The following is a 14,364-nucleotide window of genomic DNA, read 5'->3' as shown; positions in this document are numbered from 1 at the left end:
CAGGAAAAAGGCCGGCCCCGGCCACTTGCATCAAGTGTGTTGCAATGGACTTCAGTTAGGCAGGCGCAGGGTCAGTACCTGGCCCGGCTTGAGTGCCTTGCCGGTGCGTGGATTCCAGCTCTGCAGGTTCTTCATCTGCACGTTGAAGCGCTTGGCGATCAGGTGCAGCGAATCGCCTTTGCGCACCTTGTAGTAGGTCACGTCATCACGCTCCAGCTGAGCGATGGCCTGGGTAGCCGCCGTGCCCGTACCCTGCAGCTTGAGATTCTGACCGACCCGCAGAGCATTGCCCTTGAGCGCATTCCAGCGCTGGATTTCGCTGACAGAGACATTGTGCGCCTTGGCGATTTGCCACAGGTTGTCGCCTTTACGCACCTGATAGCTACGCGATGCGGATGCGACGGCGGTGTTGGTGGTGCGCTGCGGCGTTGAGTCCGGCACCGGCTGCCCCATGGCCGGCAGGCTGAGGTGCTGGCCGATTCGCAAGGTATTGTCAGCGAGCTGGTTGAGCTCCTTGATGCTGGCGACGCTCAGTTCGTAGCGCTTGGCGATGCCGTGCAGGTTATCGCCCGGGCGCACCACGTATTCCTGCCAGTTCTGCAGATCCTGAGGTTTGAGGGTCGACAGGTTGGCGGTCAGCAGTTCGACCTTCTCGGTCGGCACCAGCAGATGCTGCGGGCCGTCGACGGTGATGCGTTTCTTGAAGGCCGGATTGAGCAGGTAGAGTTCGTCTTCGTCCACTTCCGCGAGCGCGGCGATACGCGACAGATCCATGCGCTGCTTGAGCTCAACTTCTTCGAAGTAGGGCTCGTTGGCGATCGGGCTCAGGCTCACGCCGTAGGCGTCGGGCGCCATGATCACCTGGGACAGGGCGAGCAGCTTGGGAACGTAATTCTGGGTTTCCTGGGGTAGCGACAGGTTCCAGTAATCGGTCGGCAGACCGAGTTTCTGGTTGCGCTCGATGGCGCGGCTGACCCGACCTTCACCGGCGTTATAGGCTGCCAGCGCGAGGAGCCAGTCGCCGTTGAACATCTCGTGCAGGCGGGCCAGGTAATTCATGGCGGCCTGGGTGGATGCGGTGACGTCACGACGACCGTCGTACCAACTGGTCTGACGCAAATTGAAGTGGCGCCCCGTGGACGGGATGAACTGCCACAGGCCCACGGCATTGGCCGACGAATAGGCGAAGGGGTTGTAAGCGCTTTCGATCATCGGCAGCAGTGCCAGCTCCATCGGCATGTTGCGTTCTTGCAGGCGCTCGACGATGTAGTGGATGTACGGGTTGCTGCGCTCGCCGGACTTTTCGACGAAGGACGGGTTGCTGGCGAACCACAGGCGTTGCTGCTCGATGCGCGGATTGACGCCGATGTTGTCTTGCAACTGGTAGCCCGCGCGCACCCGCTCCCAGACGTCCTTGGGCTGTTCGGCCTGCACCGGCCCATTGATCCACAGCGGTTCGTGCGGCGCTTTGCTGCTCAAATCGACCGCGATGCCTGCGTCAACGGTCTGTTGATCCAGGCTTTGGCAGCCGCTGAGAACGGCAAGGATGGCCACGGCAAGCGCCAGGCAGCGCAAGGCCAATGCCTTTGAATTCAATGAGTTGCAAGGCTGCGAAGGCATTGGTTGGTGGGGGCGTCCTGGATCGAAAGTCGGGGGATTCTAGAAACCGATCCAGGGGTGGTCAAGTTTTGATCAGAGTTTTTGCGGCCCAGTCGGCGCTTCAGAAGTGATCCTTCCAGGCACGTAGAGCTGCGAATACCTCGGCCTCGTCGTCTATCGTGCGCCCCTCGCGGCTGGCGATCATTTCTTTAACCGATGTTTCGGCGCCACGCAGAAACGGGTTGGTGGCGCGCTCCAGTTGTAGCTGCGAAGGCAGACTGATACGGCCTTGCTCGCGCCATTCGGTGACCTGTCGCAGGCGCTCGGCGATAGCCGGGTTCTCAGGTTCGACGGCCTGGGCGAAGCGCAGGTTGCTCAGGGTGTATTCGTGGGCGCAGTAAACAAGGGTATTGTCCGGCAGCGCGGCGAGGCGTTGCAGCGAGTGGTGCATCTGCGCGGGTGTGCCCTCGAACAGTCGACCGCAACCAGCGGCGAACAGGGTGTCGCCACTGAACAGCCAGTGATGATCGTCCTGGTAGAAAGCGATATGGCCGAGGGTATGGCCCGGTACGTCGATCACCTGCAGGGGCAGGCCAAGTACCTCTATACGCTCGCCATCGACCAGCGCCTGATCGCGGGCGGGGATGTTCTCTTTAGCCGGGCCATAGACGCGAGCACCGGTCTCGCGGCGCAACTGTTCGACGCCACCGACATGGTCGGGGTGGTGGTGGGTGATGAGAATGTCGCTCAACGTCCAGTCGGGATGTGCCTGCAGCCAGGCCTGCACAGGCGCCGCGTCACCGGGGTCGACTACGGCGACACGTTTGCGCTGCTCATCCTGCAACAGCCAGATGTAATTGTCTGAAAATGCGCTCAGGGCTTCGATCTTGATCATCAGGTGGTCGCCAAGCTGGGGACAAAGGTGCATCTTAGGTGTCATTGTTGAAGATGGCTACGCAGGTATTTCCCATGAGCGACAATCCTTTTGCCCAGGCGGATGCCGATTGGCTCCAACTAATCGGTGCTGCCCGACAGTGGTTCACCAGCCCGTTGGGGCGTCTGCTGCTGGAACAGGAGCAACGCCTGCTGGATGAAGAGCTGGAACGCTTCTTCGGCGGCTATCTGGTGCATTACGGCCCTTGTGCCGAAACCTCTATCGAGACCCGGCAGATTCAACGCAGCGTGCGCCTTGGCGCGCCCTTCGAGGGGGTCGAGATCGTTTGCGAGGAACAGTCCTGGCCGCTGGTCGAGCATGCTGCCGATGTGGTGGTGCTGCAGCACGGCCTGGACTTCTGCCAGTCGCCCCATGGCCTGTTGCGGGAAGCCGCGCGCAGCGTGCGCCCGGGCGGGCATCTGCTGGTGGTTGGCATCAACCCGCTGAGTGCCTGGGGGGTACGCCATCTGTTCGCCCATGACATCCTTCACGACGCACGCTGCATCGCCCCCGGGCGTCTTGGCGACTGGCTCAACCTGCTCGGCTTCGCGCTGGAGAAACGGCGCTTCGGATGTTATCGTCCGCCGCTTGCTTCCGCTGCCTGGCAGGCTCGGCTGGGGCCCCTGGAACGCTGGGGCGGCGCCTGGCAGTCGCCGGGTGGTGGTTTTTACGTATTGGTGGCGCGCAAGCTGGTGGTCGGCCTGCGTCCACTGCGCCAGTCCCGTCGCGAACCGATGGGCAAGCTGGTGCCCATGCCGGTAGCCAAGGTCAGCCGTCGCGATAGCGAAGCGTCCTGAGCCGGCAACATCGATAGATAAAGGCGCTGCATGTCCGAACAAGTTGAGCTTTACACCGACGGTGCCTGCAAGGGCAATCCTGGCGTCGGTGGCTGGGGCGCATTACTGGTATTCCAGGGTGTGGAGAAGGAGTTGTGGGGCGGTGAGGCCGTGACCACCAACAACCGCATGGAGCTGATGGGCGCGATTCGCGGCCTGGCCGAACTGAAACGCCCCTGTGACGTGCGCCTGGTCACTGACTCGCAGTACGTCATGAAGGGGATCCAGGAATGGATGCCCAACTGGAAGAAGCGTGGCTGGAAAACCGCCGCGAAAGAACCCGTGAAGAATGCCGACCTGTGGCAGCAACTGGACGAGCAGGTCAGCCGACACAACGTGACCTGGCAATGGGTGCGCGGCCATATCGGCCACCCCGGCAATGAGCGAGCGGATCAACTGGCCAACCGCGGCGTCGAAGACATCAGGAGCATGAAGCGTGCGTAGAGTCGTACTGGATACTGAAACCACCGGTATGCCGGTGAGCGATGGCCACCGGGTCATCGAGATCGGCTGCGTCGAAGTCGAGGGCCGTCGCCTGACCGGGCGCCATTTCCACGTGTACCTGCAGCCGGATCGTGACATCGACGAAGGCGCCATCGCGGTTCACGGTATCACCAGCGAAGACCTCAAGGACAAGCCGCGCTTCAAGGAAGTCGCCGACGAGTTCTACGAGTTCATCAAAGGCGCACAACTGATCATCCACAACGCGCCGTTCGACGTGGGCTTCCTCAACAATGAGTTCGCCCTGATCGGTCAGCACGAGCGGGCGGATCTCGCTTCCTACTGCGACGTGCTCGATAGCCTGCAGATGGCCCGCGAGCGTCATCCGGGTCAGCGCAACAGCCTCGATGCGCTGTGCAAGCGCTACGGCGTAGACAACTCTGGCCGTGAACTGCACGGCGCCTTGCTCGACTCGGAGATTCTCGCCGACGTCTACCTGGCGATGACCGGTGGGCAGACCAATCTGTCCCTGGCGGGCGATGGCTCGGAGGGCGACGGCAATGGTCGTCAGCAGCCGACGCCGATTCGCCGTTTGCCGGCCGATCGGGCACGAGGCGCAGTGATCGCCGCCAGTGCCGAAGACCTGGCGGCGCATGCCGCGCGCCTGGCCGCGATCGAGAAATCCGCTGGCGCCCCGGCGTTGTGGGCTCAGCTGGAGCAGGGCACTTCCGCCTCCTGAGCAGCGAATTGCGACCTTTTCGTATAGCTCCGCCTGCGAGGGGTTCCGTCCTTTCCGGCGAGCCTCTACCCTGAGGACACAGCGGGCCAATCCCGTATGACCTCAGGTGTAGCTGATGTACAAAGACCTCAAGTTCCCCGTACTCATCGTTCATCGTGATATCAAGGCCGATACCGTGGCCGGTGAGCGGGTACGAGCCATCGCCCAGGAACTGGAACAGGACGGTTTCACCATCCTCTCCACCGCCAGCTCGGCGGAAGGGCATATCGTCGCCTCGACCCATCATGGCCTGGCCTGTATCCTGGTCGCTGCCGAGGGTGCCGGGGAAAATCGCCATTTGCTGCAGGATATGGTCGAGCTGATTCGCATCGCCCGCCGGCGTGCGCCGCAACTGCCGATCTTCGCGTTGGGCGAGCAGGTCACCATCGAGAACGCGCCGGCCGAAGCCATGGCCGACCTCAACCAGTTGCGCGGCATCCTCTATCTGTTCGAGGACACCGTGCCGTTTCTGGCCCGACAGGTGGCACGGGCCGCACGTAATTACCTCGACGGCCTGCTGCCGCCATTCTTCAAGGCGCTGGTGCAGCACACCTCACAGTCCAATTACTCCTGGCATACACCGGGCCACGGCGGTGGCGTGGCCTATCGCAAGAGCCCGGTAGGGCAGGCATTCCACCAGTTCTTCGGTGAGAACACCCTGCGTTCCGACCTTTCGGTATCGGTGCCCGAACTGGGCTCGCTGCTCGACCACACCGGCCCGCTGGCCGCCGCCGAGGAGCGCGCTGCGCGCAATTTTGGCGCCGACCACACCTACTTCGTGATCAATGGCACCTCGACCGCCAACAAGATCGTCTGGCATTCGATGGTCGGCCGCGACGACCTGGTGCTGGTGGATCGCAACTGCCACAAGTCGATCCTCCACGCGATCATCATGACCGGTGCCATTCCGCTGTACCTGTCCCCGGAACGCAACGAGCTGGGTATCATCGGGCCGATTCCGCTGAGCGAGTTCTCCCGCGAGTCGATCCAGGCCAAGATCGATGCCAGCCCCCTGGCGCGCGGTCGTGAGCCCAAGGTCAAGCTGGCGGTAGTGACCAACTCGACCTACGACGGGCTGTGCTACAACGCCGAGCTGATCAAACGTACCCTCGGCGATTCGGTAGAAGTCCTGCATTTCGACGAAGCCTGGTACGCCTACGCCGCCTTCCACGAGTTCTACGCCGGCCGTTACGGCATGGGCACCACCCGTGAGGCGGGTGGCCCCATGGTGTTCACCACCCATTCGACTCACAAGCTGCTGGCGGCCTTCAGCCAGGCGTCGATGATTCACGTGCAGGATGGTAGCGCGGGCACCGGCGTGCGCAAGCTCGACCGTGACCGCTTCAACGAAGCGTTCATGATGCATATCTCCACTTCGCCGCAGTACGGCATCATCGCCTCGCTGGACGTGGCTTCGGCGATGATGGAGGGGCCGGCGGGGCGTTCGTTGATCCAGGAAACCTTCGACGAAGCCCTGAGTTTCCGCCGCGCGCTGGCCAATCTCGGCCAGAGTCTGAGCAGCGAGGATTGGTGGTTCAGCATCTGGCAGCCACCGCAGACCGAAGGTGCCGACGACGTGTCGACGCCGGACTGGCTGCTGCAGCCAGAGGCCGACTGGCATGGTTTCGGCGATGTGGCTGAGGACTACGTACTGCTCGACCCGATCAAGGTGACCCTGGTGATGCCCGGCCTGACCGCAGGCGGACGCCTCGATGAGCGCGGTATTCCCGCGGCGGTGGTCAGCAAATTCCTCTGGGAGCGCGGCCTAGTGGTCGAGAAGACTGGCCTGTACTCGTTCCTGGTGCTGTTCTCCATGGGTATCACCAAGGGCAAGTGGAGTACGCTGCTGACCGAGTTGCTGGAATTCAAGCGCAGCTATGACGCCAACCTGCCACTGAACGCCGTATTGCCCTCCATCGCCCGTGAAGGCTCTGGTCGCTATCAGGGCATGGGCCTGCGCGACCTGTGCGATGCCCTGCATGACTGCTACCGGGAAAACGCTACGGCCAAATCGCTCAAGCGCATGTACACAGTGCTGCCACAGATCGCCCTGAAACCCGCTGACGCCTATAACCAGCTGGTACGTGGCGAGGTGGAAGAAGTGCTGGTCGATGAGGTGCAGGGGCGCATCGCCGCGGTGATGCTGGTGCCTTACCCGCCGGGCATCCCCCTGATCATGCCGGGCGAGCGCTTCACCACGGAAACCCGCTCGATCATCGACTATCTGCGCTTCGCCCAGGCCTTCGAGCAGCGCTTTCCAGGCTTCGATGCCGACGTGCACGGGCTGCAGCGTCACGAGGGCGAGCAGGGCAGCTATTACACGGTGGATTGCATCGTCGAGGGGTGAACCCGGTTACAGGCGTCATGTTGGAACATTCGCTTGGGCGAGGCGTGCTGCACGTCACACCCGGCGTGATCGACTTTCAGGCGCTGCTTGCTATAGTTGCGCGGTTGTAAGCAGCTGCCGCCACGGGGGCGTTTGAGCCGCCATAAGAAGACTCCTAGCGCACAGCGCTTCTTGCCGAGGATGACCGCCATGTCCGAGTACCAGGCTTTTCGTGTCGAGTTGGTGGACAAGGTCGCCCATGTGGTGATCAACCGTCCGGACAAGATCAATGCCATGAACGCTGCGTTCTGGACGGAAATCATCGAGATTTTCCGCTGGGTCGACGAGACGGATGAGATCAGGGCTGTGGTGCTGTCCGGCGCCGGGCGACACTTTTCCTCGGGTATCGACCTCAGCCTGCTGGCGCAGGTCGGTACTCAGCTGGGCAAGGACGTGGGGCGCAACGCACAGACGCTGCGGCGCAAGATTCTCGAACTGCAGGCCTCGTTCAAGGCCGTCGATCAGTGCCGCAAGCCGGTGCTGGCAGCAATTCATGGTTATTGCCTGGGGGGTGCCATCGACCTGGTGTCGGCCTGCGACATGCGTTATTGCGCCGAGGATGCCCAGTTCGCCATCAAGGAGATCGATATCGGCATGGCCGCCGATGTTGGCACCTTGCAGCGTCTGCCGCGCATCATCGGCGACGGCATGCTTCGCGAACTGGCGTTCACTGGCCGTACCGTCGGCGCCGCAGAGGCCCGTGAGATCGGTCTGGTCAATCAGGTGTTCAGCGATTTCGATGTACTGCTCGCTGGCGTGATGGACATTGCTCGGGTGATCGCCGCAAAATCTCCGGTTGCCGTGCGCGGCACCAAGGAAATGATCCGCTATATGCGCGATCATCGCGTCGACGACGGGCTCGAGTACGTCGCGACCTGGAATGCCGCCATGCTGCAATCCGCCGATCTGCGTGTGGCCATGGCGGCCCATATGAGTAAGCAGAACCCCGAGTTCGCTGATTGATTGCGGCTTTATCACCTGTGCGGGAGGCACAATAGCGAATGGTTTCTGGAGCATCGTCACTGGGGCTGGTTCGCGACGAACTGTTCGCCACGATCGAAGAGGCCGAAGCGAGCCTCGAGCAGTTTATCGTCGAGCGCAATAACGGCGGCTTGCTGCAGCAAGCCGTGGACAATCTTCAACAGGTGCGCGGCACGCTCAACCTGATTGAACTCACCGGTGCCGAGTTGCTCGCCCAGGAAGTGCTCGATCAGGCCACCGATATTCCCGCAGGCGTGGGTTCGGAGCGTGACATCCAGTTGGCGGCGCTGAGCAATGCTCTGCACGTGCTGCGCCGTTACCTCGAAAGCCTGGACGTGCATCGCCAGGAAATGCCCGAACTGCTGCTGCCGGCGATCAATGATCTGCGCCAGGCCTGTAAGCAGCCGCCATTGCCGGAAAGTTTCTTCTTCAGCGTACGACTCGATCAGACCAGGCCGCGCATGATCCCGCCGGCTCTGGACGCAGCCGCCAAGGAAAATGAAGGTCGCCGCCTGCGACAGATGTACCAGGTGGGGCTGCTTGGCTTCATTCGCGAACAGAATCCCGCAGCCAGCATGAAGCTGATGGGGCGGGCGATGAAGCGTCTTGACGGGCTGTTCGCCAACGAGCCGCGTGGTCGTCTGTGCTGGCTGAGTGCGGCGGCCCTCGAGGCGCAGAACGATGGCCAGCTATTGCCGCGCAAATCGCGCAAGCAACTGTTCTCGCGGATCGACCGGGAATTGCGGCAGATGCTCGTCAATGGCGCGTACGAGCCGCCACGCAGCCTGCTCAAGGAATTGTTGTATCTGGTGGCACTATCCGGTGGCCGAGGGGCGCTGGCTGGTGAGGTACGCGAGTTGTTCGGTATCACCGCGCTGCCGTTCACCGATCACCTGCTGGAAGAGGAATATCAGCGTCTCTCCGGGCCCGGCAAGGCCGTGATGCGTTCGCTGAGCTCGGCCATTCGCGAGGAGCTGGCCAGCGTCAAGGATCTGCTCGATCTGATCGAACGCGGCACCTTGCAGGAGGATGGATTGACCAGCCTGCATGCTCTGCTGGGCAAGCTGAGCAAGACACTGGCCATGGTCGGCCTGAGCTCTGCCGGCAACTCCCTGGCCAACCAGTTGTCCACTGTCGCCGGCTGGTGCGAGGGCGCTGCGGCCGAGCCAGATGAGTTGATCACCCTGGCGGATGCCGTGCTCTATGTCGAAGGCATGGTCGCGACGCTCGAGCGTGGCGAACGAGTGACCACGCCACGCCCGGAGCCGGAGACTTGCACCTTCGCTCAGCATCAGCTCTTCGAAGCGCGAGTCGTGGTGCTGGACGAAGCACGAGCCGGCCTGGCCCTGGCCAAGCGTGCGATCACCGCTTACCTCGAAGCGGCTGGCGATCGCATGCACCTGTCCAACGTGCCATTCAGCCTGCAGGCGGTGCGTGGCGGCCTGTGGTTTCTCGGCCAGGAGCGTGCGGCGGCGTTGGTCGGCGCCTGTGCTGACTATATCCAGACGCAGATGCTCGATGCCGAGCAGATGCCTGCCGAGGCCCGCCTGGAGGTGCTCGCCGATGCGCTGAGCAGCCTTGAATATTACCTGGAGGCCGATACCGAGCTGGCACAGCCGAGCGTGCTGGATCTGGCCGCCGAGAGCGTGCGCGCCCTGGGTCTAGAGGTGGCGGCCTGATGCTCCAACGCTGGCTGCCCGAGTTGCTCGATTGCCGACAGCCTGGCGGCCTGGTACTGGCTCACCACCGTCAGCATTTTCTGGCCGATGCCAATGGCCTGCTGTTTCCCCGAGACTGGTTGAAGAATCAGGGGCTGCCGGTGATTGCCGAGCACGGCCTGGGACAATTTCGTGGCGAGCCGCTCTATCTTCTGGAACTGGAGCACAAGGCCGAGCTGCCGGGATGCAGTTGGCAGGGACTGCGCCAGGTCATGCTGGAAGGTGATGCCGAGCTGTTCCAGATGCTTGGCTATGCAGCACAGATCGGCACCTGGGCCAGTGACAACCGTTTCTGCGGTGGCTGTGCCACTGCGATGGAAGCGGTCGCTGGCGAGCGCGCGATGCATTGCCCGCGCTGTAATCTGCGCCAGTACCCGCGTTTGTCGCCGAGCATGATCGTGTTGGTCACCCGTGGCGACGAGGTTCTCCTGGCCCGCTCACCGCGCTTCGTCACCGGTGTCTACAGCACCCTGGCCGGCTTCGTCGAGCCCGGCGAGTCGGTGGAGCAGTGCGTCGCGCGGGAAGTGCGCGAAGAAGTGGGCGTGGAGGTTTGCGACATCGAGTACCAGGGCAGCCAGAACTGGCCGTTTCCGCACTCTCTGATGCTGGGCTTCCATGCCCGCTATGCCGGTGGTGAGATCGTCAGGCAGGAAGAGGAGATCGAAGACGCGCGCTGGTTCTCCATACACGAGTTGCCGCCTCTGCCCGCGTCTCGATCCATCGCCCGTTACCTGATCGATCTCTATGTGGCGCGCCGCTTAGGCGCCAGTGAACCAGTGCTGCCAGACTAGCCGCGTAGTCAGCCCCAAGACCACCAGGATGAACACCGGGCGGATGAACTTCGATCCACCGCCAATCGCCGTGCGCGCGCCAAGGAAGGCGCCGCCCATCAGCGAAAAGCCCATGCACAGCCCCAGTACCCAGGCCACCTGGCCGGCCGCGATAAACACCGCCAGCGCGCAGGCATTACTGATGAAGTTCATCGAGCGTGCCACGCCACTCGCGCGAACCAGATCCAGCGGGTACAGCAGCAGCGTGCTGACCGTCCAGAATGCGCCGGTTCCCGGACCCGCCACGCCATCGTAAAACCCCAGGCTGAGGCTTTGCGGCCACTGACGCTTCCTGGCGATAGGCAAATCGGCATCCAGCGGTGCGCTGGGCGTTTTTCCGAACAGCAGATAGAGACCGCAAGCGAAGACCACCACCGGCAGCATCTGGTTGAGCCATTCGGCAGGCATCCAGTGCACCAGTACGGCCCCGGTAATGGCACCAATGGCGGTGCCGATCATTGCGTTGCGCCACTTGGCCGGGGCGAACAGCTTGCGCCGATAGAAGGCGTATCCCGCGGTGCCGGAGCCGAACGTGGCGCAGAGTTTGCTGGTGCCCAGCACCAGGTGTGGTGGCAGGCCGGTGGTGAGCAGGGCAGGAATGGTCAGCAAGCCGCCGCCCCCGGCGATGGCGTCGATGAACCCGGCGATGAAGGCGACCAGGGCGAGCAGTAGCAGCGTCGTGGGGTCGACGGCCATTTCGAAGGGGAAAGACATAAAAGGCGACCTGTATCCGATTGTGCGGTGTCGGCGCTATTCGCAGAGGAAAGCGCTGCGCATAATGCCGACATTTTCATGCACAAGGAATTGATTCCATGCAGTACAACGGTCTCGCCTGGGTGACGGCTCTGCTGGCGTTGCTGGTGGTCTTCGTCGCGTTACGTATCCTGTTCGGCGGCCGCTGGTTTCTGGCCTGGCTACGTGGCACCTGTGGCCTGGTTTTTCTTGGCGTGGCCGTGTTGGTCGGGTTGCTGGCCTATGACCTCAGCCGTTACGATCCCTGGCCTGCCGACAAGCCACTGCTGACCCTGAGCTTCCATCGCACTGGCAACCTCTACCAAGTCGATATCCGCGAGGACGGCGCCGAACGCAGCGTCACCCTGGAGGGCGATCTGTGGCAGCTGGATGTACGTCTGTTGCAATGGAAGGGACTGGCGGAGCTGATCGGCCTGCAGCCGGGCTATCGCCTGGAAAGGCTCAATAGCCGCTTCCTGGCCATCGAGCAGCAAGCCCAGGCCCGTTACACCCAGGTGGAACTGACCCAGAGCCTGTATGGCGTCGATCTGTGGCGCTGGCTGCGCCTGAGTCAGCGCGATCTGTTCATGTTCGACGCCCAGGCCCGTCGAGTGACTTATCTACCGATGGCTGACGAAGTGGTGTTCAACATCAGCCTGACGCCCACCGGCTTGCTGGCCCAGCCGATGAACCAGGCCGCTCACAAGGCGCTGCAGGATTGGCAGTGAGGCGCTGAGCCTCACACGCCGTTCTCAGGACAGGAAGCCGCCGTCGACATTCAGCGATACGCCGGTGGTGTAGCTTGACGCATCACTGGCCAGATACAGCACCGCGCCTGCCATTTCGCTTGGGTCAGCCACCCGCTTGAGCGGAATGCGTTGCAGGGCGAAGTTGAGGATCGCCTCGTTCTTGGTCAGTGCCGACGCGAAGCGGGTATCGGTGAGGCCCGGGAGCAGGGCATTGCAGCGGATGCCGAACTGCGCGCATTCCTTGGCGAACACTTTGGTCATGCTGATCACCGCGGCCTTGGTGACCGAGTAGATGCCCTGGAACTCGCCAGGCGATACGCCATTGATCGACGCCACGTTGATGATGCTGCCGCCGCCACTTTCCTTCATCAGTTTGCCGCCCTCGATGGACATGAAGTAGTAGCCGCGGATATTCACGTCGACGGTTTTCTGGAAGGCACCGAGGTCGGTATCCAGCACGTTGCAGAACTGTGGGTTGGTGGCAGCGTTATTGACCAGAATGTCGAGGCGACCGAAGCGCTCGCGAATCTGGGCGAATACCGCCTGGATCTGCTCCATCTCACCGATATGGCAGGCCATCGCTACGGCCTTGCCGCCTTTGGCATTGATGGCGTCTGCCACGGCCTGGCAACCGTCCAGCTTGCGGCTGGCGACGATCACCTGGGCGCCTTGCTGGGCCAGCAGATGAGCGATTGCTTCACCGATCCCGCGGCTGGCACCGGAAACGAAGGCAATCTTGCCATCGAGGTCGAACAACTGGGTCTTGGACATGGCATGAGCCTCTTGGAATGGGTGGCGTCAAAGTGACGAGCGAGCGATGACCCCCAAGGCCATCTGTTCCAGCAATGCGTTCATCTGCACGAAGGAGGCGAAGCGTTTGTCGGCGGTCTGACCGTGGTAGTAGCGGTAATAGATCTGCTGGACGATTCCGGCGAGGCGGAACAGGCCGTAGAGGTAATAGAAGTCGAAGCACTGGATCTCGATTCCAGCCCGCTCGGCGTAGTAATCGACGAAGGCCTGGCGGGTCAGCATGCCGGGGGCATTGCTCGGTTGGCGGCGCATCATCTGCACTGCAGGTGGATCGCCTGCCTCGATCCAGTAGGCCAGCGTGTTGCCCAGATCCATCAGCGGATCGCCAAGCGTGGTGAGCTCCCAATCGAGCACGCCGATGATGCGCATGGGGTCGCCCGGATCGAGGATCACATTGTCGAAGCGGTAGTCGTTGTGCACGATTGCCGGGCGCGGGTGGTCGGCCGGCATCTTCTCCCGCAACCAGGTTCTGACTTCCTGCCAGAGCGGTGCATCCGGCGTGCGGGCGTTATCGTAGCGCTCGCTCCAACCGCTGATCTGACGCGCGACGTAGCCCTCCGGCTTGCCAAGGTCAGCGAGGCCACAGCTGTCGTAATCGACCTGGTGCAGCTCTACCAGCCGGTCGATGAAACTCTTGCACAGGGTAGTCGTCTGCGCGGACGTGAGCTTCAGTTCGGCGGGCAGATCAGCACGCAGGATGATGCCCTCGACCCGTTCCATGACGTAGAACTCGGCGCCGATTACCGACGGGTCGGTGCAATGCACGAAGGCTTGCGGGCAATAGGGGAATGCCTCCCTCAGCTTGTTGAGGATGCGGAATTCGCGGCCCATGTCATGGGCGGATTTCGCCTTGCTGCCAAACGGCGGGCGACGCAGCACCAGCTCCTGATCGGCATAGCGCAGCAGATAGGTGAGGTTCGAGGCCCCGCCGGGAAACTGGCTGATCTGCGGTTCGCCGCTCAAGCCGGCGATATGGGCCTTGAGATAGGCATCGATGGCGCGGGCGTCGAGCTCCTCGCCCTGACGAATGGCGCTGGATCGGTCGGTAAGTGTCATCCCTATCCCTTTTATTTGTCGTTGGCGGTGATGATCGAGCCAATCTAATCAGCCCGCGTCGGTGCTACAAGCACATCACCCGTTTATCGATGTGGTTGTTGGTAGCGAATCAAGATCGCTGATGCGCCGATCGGCAGACCAAAAAAAACCGGAATCGTCGGACTCCGGTTTTCTGTGCTGCACCCGTTCGCGTCGTTCTCAGACTGGGAACAGTTCGCTCAGCTTGAGCGCCAGCATCATGTCGCCTTCGGCGCGCAGCTTGCCGGCCATGAACGCCTGCATGCCATCGGTTTCACCGGTGGTGATGCCTTTGAAGGTTTCCTTGTCCATGATCAGCGTGACGTTGGCATCCGGGCTGTCGCCCTGTTTGACGTCACAGGTGCCGTCCTTGACGATCAGATAGTGGTTGTCGGCATCTTCGATGTTGAACTGGAAGACCAGATCCAGGCCCTCGGCGGCGCTGGGGTTGAACTTGGCCTGCATGGTTTGGACGATGTCTGCGACGCTCATGGTG

General features: G+C 62.2%; 14 protein-coding genes. 8 read left to right on the top strand and 6 right to left on the bottom strand.

The annotated features are described in order from the left end of the window. Positions 1 to 51: 51 nt before the first annotated feature. Together DNK06_RS19850 and gloB are read right to left on the bottom strand one after the other, a co-directional pair. Positions 52 to 1,620, bottom strand: a complete 1,569-nt coding sequence (locus tag DNK06_RS19850; protein WP_131181726.1) for a LysM peptidoglycan-binding domain-containing protein — start codon at positions 1,618 to 1,620, stop codon at positions 52 to 54. A gap of 100 nt (positions 1,621 to 1,720) precedes the next feature. Further along, positions 1,721 to 2,494, bottom strand: coding sequence for a hydroxyacylglutathione hydrolase (gene gloB / locus DNK06_RS19845; protein WP_131181770.1), 774 nt, complete (start codon positions 2,492 to 2,494; stop codon positions 1,721 to 1,723). A gap of 74 nt (positions 2,495 to 2,568) precedes the next feature. Here gloB and DNK06_RS19840 point away from each other — a divergent pair, with 74 nt between their 5' ends. The 7 genes from DNK06_RS19840 (at position 2,569) to nudC (ending at position 10,464) form a co-directional block, all read left to right on the top strand. Further along, the gene (locus DNK06_RS19840) at positions 2,569 to 3,330 is read left to right on the top strand and encodes a class I SAM-dependent methyltransferase (RefSeq protein WP_131181725.1); all 762 of its coding nucleotides are present in this window, start codon (positions 2,569 to 2,571) and stop codon (positions 3,328 to 3,330) included. 30 nt (positions 3,331 to 3,360) lie between these two features. Next, positions 3,361 to 3,813 (top strand): ribonuclease HI, encoded by a 453-nt coding sequence (gene rnhA / locus DNK06_RS19835; RefSeq protein WP_131181724.1) that lies wholly within the window; start codon positions 3,361 to 3,363, stop codon positions 3,811 to 3,813. After that, positions 3,806 to 4,549, top strand: a complete 744-nt coding sequence (dnaQ, locus tag DNK06_RS19830; protein WP_131181723.1) for a DNA polymerase III subunit epsilon — start codon at positions 3,806 to 3,808, stop codon at positions 4,547 to 4,549. The genes rnhA and dnaQ overlap by 8 nt, the downstream gene beginning before the upstream one ends. A 115-nt stretch (positions 4,550 to 4,664) precedes the next feature. Beyond that, positions 4,665 to 6,935 carry an Orn/Lys/Arg family decarboxylase gene (locus tag DNK06_RS19825; RefSeq protein ID WP_131181722.1) on the top strand — a complete coding sequence of 757 codons (2,271 nt, stop codon included), beginning with the start codon at positions 4,665 to 4,667 and terminating at the stop codon, positions 6,933 to 6,935. A 189-nt stretch (positions 6,936 to 7,124) separates the two neighbouring features. Further along, complete coding sequence (locus DNK06_RS19820; protein WP_131181721.1) at positions 7,125 to 7,937, top strand: crotonase/enoyl-CoA hydratase family protein; 813 nt, start codon at positions 7,125 to 7,127, stop codon at positions 7,935 to 7,937. A gap of 38 nt (positions 7,938 to 7,975) precedes the next feature. After that, entirely contained in the window at positions 7,976 to 9,634 is a 1,659-nt protein-coding gene (locus DNK06_RS19815) for a FimL-related protein (RefSeq protein ID WP_131181720.1), read from the top strand. Beyond that, the gene (nudC, locus tag DNK06_RS19810; protein ID WP_131181719.1) at positions 9,634 to 10,464 is read left to right on the top strand and encodes an NAD(+) diphosphatase; all 831 of its coding nucleotides are present in this window, start codon (positions 9,634 to 9,636) and stop codon (positions 10,462 to 10,464) included. Before DNK06_RS19815 ends, nudC begins: the two co-directional genes overlap by 1 nt. Here nudC and DNK06_RS19805 read toward each other — a convergent pair. Next, positions 10,432 to 11,217, bottom strand: a complete 786-nt coding sequence (locus tag DNK06_RS19805) for a TSUP family transporter (RefSeq protein WP_131181718.1) — start codon at positions 11,215 to 11,217, stop codon at positions 10,432 to 10,434. The genes nudC and DNK06_RS19805 overlap by 33 nt on opposite strands. Positions 11,218 to 11,315: 98 nt before the next feature. On the opposite strand from DNK06_RS19805, the gene DNK06_RS19800 reads away from it, so the two are divergent. Next, positions 11,316 to 11,963: a hypothetical protein gene (locus tag DNK06_RS19800; RefSeq protein ID WP_131181717.1), complete on the top strand. Its 648-nt coding sequence runs from the start codon at positions 11,316 to 11,318 to the stop codon at positions 11,961 to 11,963. A 24-nt stretch (positions 11,964 to 11,987) separates the two neighbouring features. On the opposite strand, the gene DNK06_RS19795 is transcribed toward DNK06_RS19800, so the two are convergent. The 3 genes from DNK06_RS19795 to DNK06_RS19785 all read right to left on the bottom strand — a co-directional run bounded on the left by DNK06_RS19795 (position 11,988) and on the right by DNK06_RS19785 (position 14,360). Next, complete coding sequence (locus DNK06_RS19795; RefSeq protein WP_131181716.1) at positions 11,988 to 12,755, bottom strand: SDR family oxidoreductase; 768 nt, start codon at positions 12,753 to 12,755, stop codon at positions 11,988 to 11,990. A gap of 27 nt (positions 12,756 to 12,782) precedes the next feature. Beyond that, a complete protein-coding gene (locus tag DNK06_RS19790) occupies positions 12,783 to 13,850 on the bottom strand; it encodes a phosphotransferase family protein (protein ID WP_131181715.1) in 1,068 nt (355 codons plus the stop codon). Positions 13,851 to 14,048: 198 nt separating this feature from the next. Then, positions 14,049 to 14,360, bottom strand: a complete 312-nt coding sequence (locus DNK06_RS19785; protein ID WP_042552596.1) for an SCP2 sterol-binding domain-containing protein — start codon at positions 14,358 to 14,360, stop codon at positions 14,049 to 14,051. Positions 14,361 to 14,364 lie beyond the last annotated feature (4 nt).

It is taken from the genome of Phytopseudomonas daroniae (assembly GCF_004327285.1).
GTDB lineage: Bacteria > Pseudomonadota > Gammaproteobacteria > Pseudomonadales > Pseudomonadaceae > Aquipseudomonas > Aquipseudomonas daroniae.
The sequence above is the reverse complement of the archived record's forward strand: the minus strand, read 5'-3'. Positions and strand labels throughout refer to the sequence as shown.